The 9,931-nt window shown below is 57.6% G+C and carries 6 protein-coding genes; 2 read left to right on the top strand and 4 right to left on the bottom strand.

Translation table 11 applies throughout. From position 1 onward, the window contains the following. Positions 1-90: 90 nt before the first annotated feature. Positions 91-717, bottom strand: a complete 627-nt coding sequence (locus tag IVA87_RS07375; RefSeq protein ID WP_247333141.1) for an FMN-binding negative transcriptional regulator — start codon at positions 715-717, stop codon at positions 91-93. A gap of 1,397 nt (positions 718-2,114) precedes the next feature. On the opposite strand from IVA87_RS07375, the gene IVA87_RS07370 reads away from it, so the two are divergent. Both IVA87_RS07370 and IVA87_RS07365 read left to right on the top strand, forming a co-directional pair. Then, positions 2,115-2,669: a hypothetical protein gene (locus IVA87_RS07370; RefSeq protein ID WP_247333140.1), complete on the top strand. Its 555-nt coding sequence runs from the start codon at positions 2,115-2,117 to the stop codon at positions 2,667-2,669. Between the two features lie 702 nt (positions 2,670-3,371). After that, complete coding sequence (locus IVA87_RS07365) at positions 3,372-4,301, top strand: TauD/TfdA family dioxygenase (RefSeq protein ID WP_247333277.1); 930 nt, start codon at positions 3,372-3,374, stop codon at positions 4,299-4,301. A 780-nt stretch (positions 4,302-5,081) separates the two neighbouring features. Here the strand turns inward: IVA87_RS07365 and IVA87_RS07360 are convergent. From IVA87_RS07360 to hemN, 3 genes are all read right to left on the bottom strand, one after another. Next, positions 5,082-6,635, bottom strand: a complete 1,554-nt coding sequence (locus IVA87_RS07360) for a carbohydrate porin (protein ID WP_247333139.1) — start codon at positions 6,633-6,635, stop codon at positions 5,082-5,084. Between the two features lie 249 nt (positions 6,636-6,884). After that, a complete protein-coding gene (locus IVA87_RS07355; RefSeq protein ID WP_247333138.1) occupies positions 6,885-7,028 on the bottom strand; it encodes a hypothetical protein in 144 nt (47 codons plus the stop codon). A gap of 1,235 nt (positions 7,029-8,263) precedes the next feature. Next, a complete protein-coding gene (gene hemN, locus IVA87_RS07350) occupies positions 8,264-9,598 on the bottom strand; it encodes an oxygen-independent coproporphyrinogen III oxidase (RefSeq protein WP_247333137.1) in 1,335 nt (444 codons plus the stop codon). Positions 9,599-9,931 lie beyond the last annotated feature (333 nt).

Raw genomic sequence — 9,931 nt, 5'->3', positions numbered from 1 at the left:
CGGCGCATCGCTGCGCAGAAGGAGAGCAGTCGAGGATATGGAGAAAATCCAGGTGATACCGCGTCGTTCACAATACGTCGTGCGAGTTCGTCATCCTTTCGCAATGAGGTGAGCCACACGACGGTCGTCGTCACGGTCGCTCTTCGATAACCCTTCGATGACGCCGGCGCGATCCGCCGCGTTGCGGTTCTGGCTCATCTTCCGCGTGCCATCGAGCCGTGTAATTTGCAATCGCAGACCGACAATCCCCTTAAGCTCCGTTTTGATGAAATCGGCAGGGGCGTCAGAAACCGCCCAGCGGTCTTTGCCCGAGCGCTCATGCACATCGGTCAGCCGCGTGACCACCGTTCGCAGCCGATCGGCATCATCGAAGAATTCGACCGGCCCGTAGGCATGCACAGCGACATAGTTCCACGTCGGTACGGCCTCGCCTCTCTCGTGCTTGGTCACGTACCAGGAGGGGCTGACATAGGCCTCCGCTCCAGCGAAAATGGCCATCGCCTCGCCAGTCGGTGTCAGCTTCCACTGCGGATTCGCACGCGCCACGTGGGCGTAAATCGTGCCCATGGAGCCTTCGCGCTCGTCGAGTACTACGGGCAGCATCGTTCTAACAAGCCCTTCGTGAGTAGCGGTGATCAGTGTCGCCGAGCGTGCCTGGCGCATCGTCCGATGAACGTCGGTGATATCGACAACTTGGAAGGAGGGCGGCGTGTACATCGACGAAGCTCCCCGGCAGCCCGAGGGAAAGCCGGGCGACTCATGATTCGGACTGGGGTACACCTCATGCTGGATCATAAAAACGATCAGTTTTGGTGGGTGGTTTCATTCCTCCGCGCGCGCTAGGCCCTGGGGGCAGCAAACCTATGATGCGTCAAAGGTGCAGGTGCACATCGGAGGGTGCGTTTGCACGCTGGTCAGCCGTTGCCTTCTATGCGCCCGCTTGCAGACGAATTCGGCTCTTCGTGCCGATGACTGCAGCACATGAGCAGCTTCACCTTAGGGCTGTGAGTGGGGACGACCAGAATTGCGGCTGAGCCCTGCCGCATCAGCTCGAAGCGCCGCGAGTCGCAGGTTGGCGGTGACTGGCTGTGCTAGATCCGCCCCTGGCACTGGACAGACAATCAAAAACAAGGAAATCGTAGCCATTCCGGCGGCGTGATGATTGCCGGTCATGAAATCGATAGGAGGCGTCCGTCCGTGTGATGTGTCTGGCACGCGACATACGGGGCCAATCTGGCCCATCTATATCGCAGAAGAAGGGGCCTGACATCCGACGTGCAATCCAGGAAGACGACGATCCCAGCCGCGCCGCCTATCTGTTTCCCGCGGATGCGAATTATCATGCATCACGCGTTCTGGCGCTGGTCGAAAATGCCGAAGAGCTCAAGCGCCTCCCGCCGGTCCAGCAAAACGTCAAGAGCGACGGCCCATCCTCCCAGGCCAGACGTGTTGCGCCTTAGTATTCCGCTGACGGGGCCTCGAAGCATCGACCGCTGCTTTCATCGGCCGTGATTGGCTCTATGGCTACCCAGATCCATCACAGCTGGCGCGGAGCCTGCGGCTGCACACTTCGGCTGTTGCGTAGCATGGTTCCGATCTTCCGATCCTGCCTTATTGAGGACGATCTGATCGCGTTAACGCCGCATGCTGATGGCCTATTCCAGTTCAGCATTTCAGTTCGAGAGTTCAAGTCCTCGTGCGGATTTTCCGGGTAAGAGAGAGCATATGCCTATGAAGGACACGATGAGCACATCAAGCGGTCGTTGCGCGTGCTCGGTGGACTTGCTGTCGTCGTCGGCGTCTCTTCCGTGCTCGGATCGAACAATGTGCGATCGGAAGCCCTCAAGGGCTTTGGCTCTGCAGCGACGGGCGCCCTTGGAGGCGAGGTAGTTCAGGTCAGATCAACCAAAGCTCTGAAGTATGTGTCGTTCGTACAGCTACGGGCACTGCAATGACAATAGTCCGCGCGAGATCCAGGTAGTCGGAAAGGTACGGAAGGGAAAGGCGAGGGGCAGGGTTGCCAATACGGCCGTGCTTGTTCGGCACCTTACAAGAGTGAGTCCCTTCTCCTTATAGACGGCAACGATGCGCATTGCGATGGCAAGGAGAAGACATTGGTCGGCTTCGACAGGGCCGGCAAGCGCCCGCTGGAGATTGGCTCAAACAAGACGGTGATCGGCGTTGGCCTGAGCGCTACAATCAAAGGGAAGGGGCTACGCCTAAATGGGGTCAGCAACGTCGTTATTCGCAACCTGACCATCAGTGATATCAATCAAGGCGTGATATTTGCCGGCGATGCTATTGCAATTGCACGAGCCGACCTGGTTAGGATCGATCACAACCGATTTCACAATATCGGGCGGCAGATGATTGCCGGCGGTTTTGGCCCTACGACGAATATTACGATTCCTGGAACGACTTCGATGGCAGCGATACCTATTCCTCCTATTGTAACGGGGAGCACCATTGGAATCTCCTGTTTCTTGGTGTCCCGCAGACGATCACCATCGCAAATAACTATTTCCATGAGATCTCAGGGCGGGCGCCGCACATTGACGGAGCGCAGGCTATTATTCATCTCCTTAGCAATTACTTCCGCAACACGAATGCGCAACAGAGCGGCGGATTCTTCCATGCAGTGGATGCTGGACCATCTGTGCAAGTACTGATCGAGGGCAACTACTTTGACAACATTGAAACACCTATCAAGACTGGTAGTGGACATATCTTTGGCTTGTTGAGCAAACCGAGCCGGACCGTGCAGAACATCTGCCTCGCCGTGCTCGGACGTCTGTGCATCGAGAACATCGCGATCCCAGTGCCGCGGATCAATGGCTTTCGCCTCAGCCGTAGTTCATCGTTTGGAGCTCTTCCAAGGTCATCTATTCCTCTTCCATTTCCAGCCGATGATGTTTCGGCAGTGATCACGGCCAGGGCAGGTCCCGGACACCTTGAGAGCCGGTGACGGCCCGTTCGCAGAGGCGGCTCGAGACTGGCCGACTTCCGCAAACTGTTGAGCGGAGGGCGCATACTGGACGAGAACAGCACGCACAGCTGGCTGCCCGACGTTGCACGAGGACCGTATGGCCTTTCTCTTCGGGTGCCGAGCGGTACATTTCTTGTCGATTATGTGCCCTATGCCTTTCGCCGCCAACCCGGGTGGCGTTGGCAAGAGGGTGGAGGTGGCATCGAGTTCCTGGCAAACTGTTTGACTCGAATCCGATCCTGTACCTGACGGACGTTCACAGCTCCGTTTTCCGACTGGCATGGTGCTTGCTCGAGAGTACCCGTAGCGCGAGGCTCGCCTTCGAAACCGAGTCACACGCGCCCTTGTCCGCTTGAAGAATCTGCAAAGCTTGGAAAAATTCGCAATGAAACAAACGGCTTCGACCGAGAGTGTCATTCCACTGACCGACGTCGTCAAGCGCGCACCGCGCATCGGTGTTGAAATCAGAAATATCACGCTCTCGGGTGATTTACCGAGCCAAACTATCGCTGGGATCAACAGCTTGCTGCTCGAACACAAGGTGATCTTCTTCCGTGATCAGGGGCATCTTGATGACGCGGAGCAGGAGCGCTTTGCTGCTTGTTTGGGAAGGCTGGTGCCGCATCCGACACTCGGTACGATCAATGGAACGACCTCGATCATCGAGCTTGATTCCGCGCGCGGAGGTAGCCGGGCTGATGTATGGCACGCCGATGGAACCTTTCTCGCGGCGTATCCTAGACTTGCGGTGCTGCGAGCCATTGTGGTCCCATCGTCCGGTGGCGATACGATTTGGTCAAACGCTGTGGCCGCCTATCTGGATCTGCCGCGGCCGCTCCAACGGCTTGCCGACGAACTCTGGACCGTTCACAGCAACGCCTTCGACTACGCCGGGACCTGCCGTGTTCGCGAAATCGACCAGAAGCATTTTGATGAGGTCTTTACCAAAACGATCTATGAGACGGAGCACCCGGTGGTCCGTGTACATCCCGAGACCAGCGAGCGCGCGCTGGTGCTCGGCGATCTGGTGCAAAGGTTTATTGATATCCCAAAACGCGACGGTCAGAAGCTGTTTGATCTATTCCAGTCTCATATCACGGCACCCGAAAACACCGTACGTTGGAGCTGGAAAGAAGGCGATGTCGCGATCTGGGATAACCGCGCAACGCAGCATTATGCGGTCAACGATTACGGTGACCAGCATCGCGTCGTTCATCGTGCCACAATCGATGGTGACGCGCCCGTCAGCGTCGACGGTCGATGCAGTGTAACGCGCCTCAAGACGACGAAGCACCCGTCCACGAAGGTTGCCTAGCAAGGCTCGGCAAATTCACCGATAATGCACTGCTCTTATCGCATGTTCGCGCGAATAGATGATTGAGAAGAGAAGGAACCCAGCAGAACGCCACGCGCAATTGGATGGGAGGGCTAACGCGCCGCAGACTCGGGAGGCGACCTCCTTGCTGGAGTAAGATGCTAAAGCTCGTCTCGACCGGCGAAAATGAGTCAGCATTCGAGTGGCGCACGTCATCCGGCCGCGTCCGGTCGATTTGCCGCCGAAGGGGGGCACGTGTCCGCCGACCTCGCGCATCGCCTTTCGGCCAGCGCCACGACCGTCGGACAGATATAGCGATTGCCGTAGTTGGGTAGCTTTGGCACCTGTGTCGCGGTTCCGCTTACCACACCTCTTCGGCGTGAACTAAGCTCCGAGGGCACGATTTCGGCTTGTCATGGCAGAGTACGAGCTCGGACGCGAGTCTGACGAACTGCACCAGCAATCATCCAAAAGCAATGTCGCTGCCGCAAGCTCAGCACTCAATTGAACAAATGAGCATCGAAGATCATTCCGCGGCCGGAGGGTATAGCTCTTGCGCAAGTACGATGTCGGCCTATCGCTCGTAGACCGAAGCAGCAGGCTCTAACCTACCATTCCCAACAGCATGCTACGTTGGATATCACGGCTCAATTTTACGGGGTACCCGGCTTCGCGTCAGGAGCACAGCGGATACCAAAATCGCCGTGATGGGTGGCCCACACCGTTGAAAAGGGCGAGTGGGGATATCGACTACATGACGGTCCGCGCAGTCCTGAGAGCCTAGAAGAATACCGACGTAGATACCAATATATTCAGGGCGTGTCCTGTTTGCGGCGTGTAGGTAATGCTTGTCGGGTGATTGATGTACGTCAGTCCTACGGTTGTATATATCCCGGGCGCCAGATGCGCCGTATACAGTCCCGAAATTGCTGTGCTGTCCCGGTGCGCCAGCTGCTCTTTCGCCAATGCAGCGTCCACCGCGAAATGGCTCCAGATGGTGTTGTTGACAACAAGACTCATCTGATCAGTGGGCCGGCTGTCAAACAGGCCCTTCGCATACAGGCGAAGCTCGTAGTACTGACTAGCCCTATTTAGGTCAGGCGGAGCGTACATCGCAGAGAACCCGCCATAGATTCCGCGAGATGCCGAGCCATGGACGGCAGACTGCCAGAATTGCCTATCCGCAGCTACATAGTAGACGCTGTTCGCCTTGGCTGTCGGTTGCGTCGGATGCTGTAGGTCCGTGTAGCTGCTGTTGTTAAAGCCCGCGCCAGCCCGCAGCCAAGTCTCGGGTACCCCGGGAGCAGGCTTGTTCTTATAGCAAACTTCATCAAGTAAAAGAATGCCCGCGTCGCGCGTGCTCCAGTTCAAGCCAGTGGGATTTTCGCTTACATGCGTATATTGACCGGCTGGACTAAGCGAGCGCTGGATTGAGAGCTTGTTATATAAGCGATCGTCAAAATTGTACTTCAGATTAAAAGCCGGCGTTGGCGCCCAATTGTTGCTCATGCCTGCTTGGAACAGCATCTTCGACGAGGGTCCAAAAACTTTTTCTCCGGCACCCGCAAACTCATGTTGGTTCCTGAGGTAACCCACTTTGAGTTCGATCTTCCTTTCGAAGAACGTTTGATAGTAGGAAACTGCATTAATTCCCAGTCGGTCTGGCCCGGCGCTCTTCCATGTCCAATATTGATGCTCGGCTCCCACGACGATCTGACCGTCGGGAATTCCAAACCGAGCGAGGTCATAGGTCACGATCATAGAGTTGACCGTACTAAATGTCGGATTCTGGCCGACATATTGTTGATTGGCGATGGTGCTTCTGGCGGCATTACCGAGTTGATTGTTGACGAACGTGTTTAGGGTCCAGCCGGCGAATCCAATCCCGAGATCCGAAAGCTCGGATCTGACAGAAGCTGTATCCTGATCTATGGTGTCCGCAGGACCAGGCCCAGTGAACGCCGCACCTTTTTCGCGGAGCTTCTCGAATTTTGCGAATGGGTCAATCTGCTTTTGACTTCTGCTCTTGGCGGTGACCTCCGCACTGTCGCGCGTTGTGGTAGACCTAGCTGCTTTTGGCAGCGAGTTCCCAGAAAGGCGCGCTGCTCCTTTGGGCCGGCCGCTTCGGAAGGTTACAGCCGGATTCGAGATTGTTTGGCTTCTTGCTTCGGCGAGCTCATCGGGGCTGTGACTTCTAGGGCCAGAGATATCACCAGGTTCTGCCTCCGCCGAACTGCAGGCGAGACTAGCTATCAGGGAAAGGAGAATACGCCCTCTTGACTTCGCACTTGGTCGAGAGATGAAAGCAACTTCGCCAGCCGAGTATGTCCGCATGGATACTGGCGCTATACCGCAACAATGCATCGTGATTTCCACGTCCGTCGATTTGAATAAGGTGCACGTCCATCTGACGGTCTAGACCGGTTCGGGATCCTAGTGCTCAAGGCGGACTAGGTGACGCTTGAGGCCAGGCGGCATCTCTATGCCAACGAGACCCGCTCAGCCTTCCGCGCTATCACCACTGCTGGCGCAGCTTGGCCAACGTGGTGGTACCCAGCGCGACGCAACCCAGCCGCTCGATCGCTAATCGAGTGCAAGCATCTGCTGCACCGTGTCGAGACGGGGTGTGGCCTGCTCGATGTGACGTTCGCTGGCAAGAGATTGGCGGCCAGCGCCGGAGCCCAGGGATTCTCGCGACAAATCCGCTGCCACGAGGATGTTCTTCAACAGAGAGCCGCGCTAGCTGAGCTCGCATAAGAACACGCCGGACCCTAGAAACGCCCGCAGCTCGGTCCATGGGATGAAGCACAGGCGGGCAGAAGGGGCTAACATCTTTTGACGCCCGTAAGCTCGCTGAGGCCGGCACGAGGCCTTGATTGGCTCTCATGGGAAGATGGAGAGCGCGATTGGAGGCGTTTTGATAGCTGCGGGACCAGACAGAACATCCATCAGCTCGATTGGAGTTACCGGATCTATATCGCATCGCGACTTCGTCCTTGATGTGGCCCGAGCGAGTTTCACCGGCACTGACTGGCATGTGTCCGTCATCTCCATCAATTGCTAGGTTTGGTAGGTTGACCGGGCGCGGGACGTCGGCCTCGCTGTGCGAATCTGTCGTGCCGCTCGGCGCGAGACCGTCCCGGCGTCAGGGACGAACTCCGGTATGGCAGCATCGAGGGGTGCCATTCGGGAAGGTCGCTTCGATTGCGGTTGCGCGAGGCTCTTACGGGAAACTTGTTTCGATCCCGCGGGATCCGGTTCTAACTGTCGTGCTCGATTATCGTTGGCGCCGTGTCGCGCCGGCGCCGGTCCTTTTGTGCTCTTTGGTCTAGCTCATCGCGTCGACCAGCTGCTGCTCTGGATTGCACGCAGCGATCCGTAGCGATTCCGGTCGAGCGGCGACCATGCACATCAATAGGATCCGTCGTGCATCACCACGAAGCGCTCCTCTTTGCTGGGAGTTCGTATCCAGCGTAGACCGCAGGCTGATTGCGGTATCCCGGGCTGCCAGCGCTTGAGGAGGTCGAAACATCCTCGTACATCCGGACGAGCTCGATCAGGTTTTCGATACCGAAGTCGCTGAACGCCTACATCTCATCTTCTCCGACGCGGTAGACCCAAATGAAGCGATCGCCATTTTGTTGGCGACGTCCCGCAGCCAGTCGTCGTCCTGGTCGAGGTCCGCGGCCACACGGGCAATGGTGGTGATGTGATGAACTTTGTCGGTCACGCCGCTTGAGCGGACTGCGTTGCAGTCGGGGGCGTCCAATTCCCGGCAGCAACTCGCCTAGCTGACTTCGCGGCTAGGGCCGGGCCGGCTCTCGTCGCACAGCTGCGCACGGCGTCCTTTACGAATTTGGCGCTGTACGTGAGTGCACCAGGTGAGCGAAACTCGTTACCCGGGCTTCTGGGCGCGTAACGGAAGGTAATGCATTCATACGATCAGCGCTCCTTGGCTGGCCTTAACAGAGCGGCGCGCCGAGATAAGCATCGAATGCGGCGGCCACAGCGCGAGTTAGAAAACGATGCTCCTGCCTCACGCGGATGAATCCCTTGTCCACCTCCACGATCCCATCCTCGGCGAGCATTGCCAAGCGTTCGGGTGAACCGAGGAACGGGACCGGGTCAAATCCATGAGCAATGCAAATTGCCGGCACGTCGACCTCGAAATCGCACATCAGCCGCTCGATGATTGCGGCCCGGACGCGGTCTTCGAGGCTGAGACAGTAGCCCTTTGACGTCGCCAGACGGCCGGCTTTGATTTGGCCGCTGTAAGAACCCGCTGCAACTTCATTCTGGACGTAACCATCGCCAACTCGGCCGATGGCCGACGGGCCGAAACCGATGACTTTATGGCAGGTGTCGGCCGAGTAACCCAGTGAGTTCCGCCGCAGGCGACCGGCTTTCTGCGCCAGCGCGAGCTCATCGTCCGGCAAGGCGAAATGGTCAAGTCCGATTTGGCGGTAGCCCGCAGCAATCAGTGTATTGGCCATTGCCGCGGCCTGTTCTGCACGGGCAGGGCTGTCTGGCAGCGCTGCCTCGTCGATCAGGCGCTGATTCTTCTTAAAGGAAGGAACGTGCGCGTAGCCAAATACCGCAAGCCGGTCTGGTCGCATGGCCACCGCCGTAGTCGCGGTCTGAACGCAGGACTGCACCGTCTGATTTGGCAGACCGTAGATGAGGTCGAAGTTGATGCGCATTACTCCATGCTGCCGCAGCATTTCGACAGCGCGCTCTGTTTGTGCCTCACTCTGAACGCGGTTAATGGCCTTTTGAACAATTGGATCGAAGCTCTGGACGCCCAGGCTCGCGCGGTTCACGCCGGCAGCCGCTAACGCTTCGGATGTGGCGAGCGTGAACGTGCGCGGGTCGATCTCAACAGCGATGGCGGCCGTTTTCGAAACCGCAAAGCGGCGGCGCAGAAGTTCCATCAGTGCCCCGAACTGCGCGGGCTCGATGAGGGTCGGCGTTCCACCGCCGAAGTGCACGTCGCTCACAGGCAGCCGTTGCGGCACCTGCGCGGCGACCAACTCGATCTCCTTACGAAGAACCGCCAAATATTCTAGGATGGGTGAATCCCGGCGAGTGATGCTTCGAGCGAAGCCGCAATACCAGCAAATCGATCGACAGAACGGAACGTGGAAATAGAGCGACACGGACTCATTAACCGGCAGGCGCTGCAGCCATTTCTCAGAGGCTTCGGCGCCGACCACCGTGGAGAACTGGGCTACAGTTGGATAGATGGTGTACCAAGGAAGGCGAGCATCGCAATACTTTTCCAGGACCGAGGTCTGCAACGATTGTTATCCTATGTTTACGAAGTTTGTGGTCGCAAGCGAAGTCTTTTGCATTCCTTTTTGCCGACAGTAGTCCGGAATGTCGCTAGACAATTGGAAGCTTGCGTGACGGCCGATCTGCTGACGAAACGCGGTGTGGGATAGCAAGCCGTTCCTCTCGAAGACAGAGAACAACTGCTGCAGGCGAGATACTCGAATCAACACGGCCACGGCGGGGCCCCAGATTCAACTCCGCTTCGCTAATCTCCGACGTTCGCCAACGAGACATCCACCGGGGCTGTTGACGCTGCTAGAGCTCGAACTGCTCCACGACCTGACTCGTGCGAGGTTCAT

Source organism: Bradyrhizobium sp. 147 (assembly GCF_023073935.1).
Lineage (GTDB): Bacteria > Pseudomonadota > Alphaproteobacteria > Rhizobiales > Xanthobacteraceae > Bradyrhizobium.
Note: the sequence above shows the minus strand (reverse complement) of the source record. Positions and strands in the feature narration are given on the sequence as shown.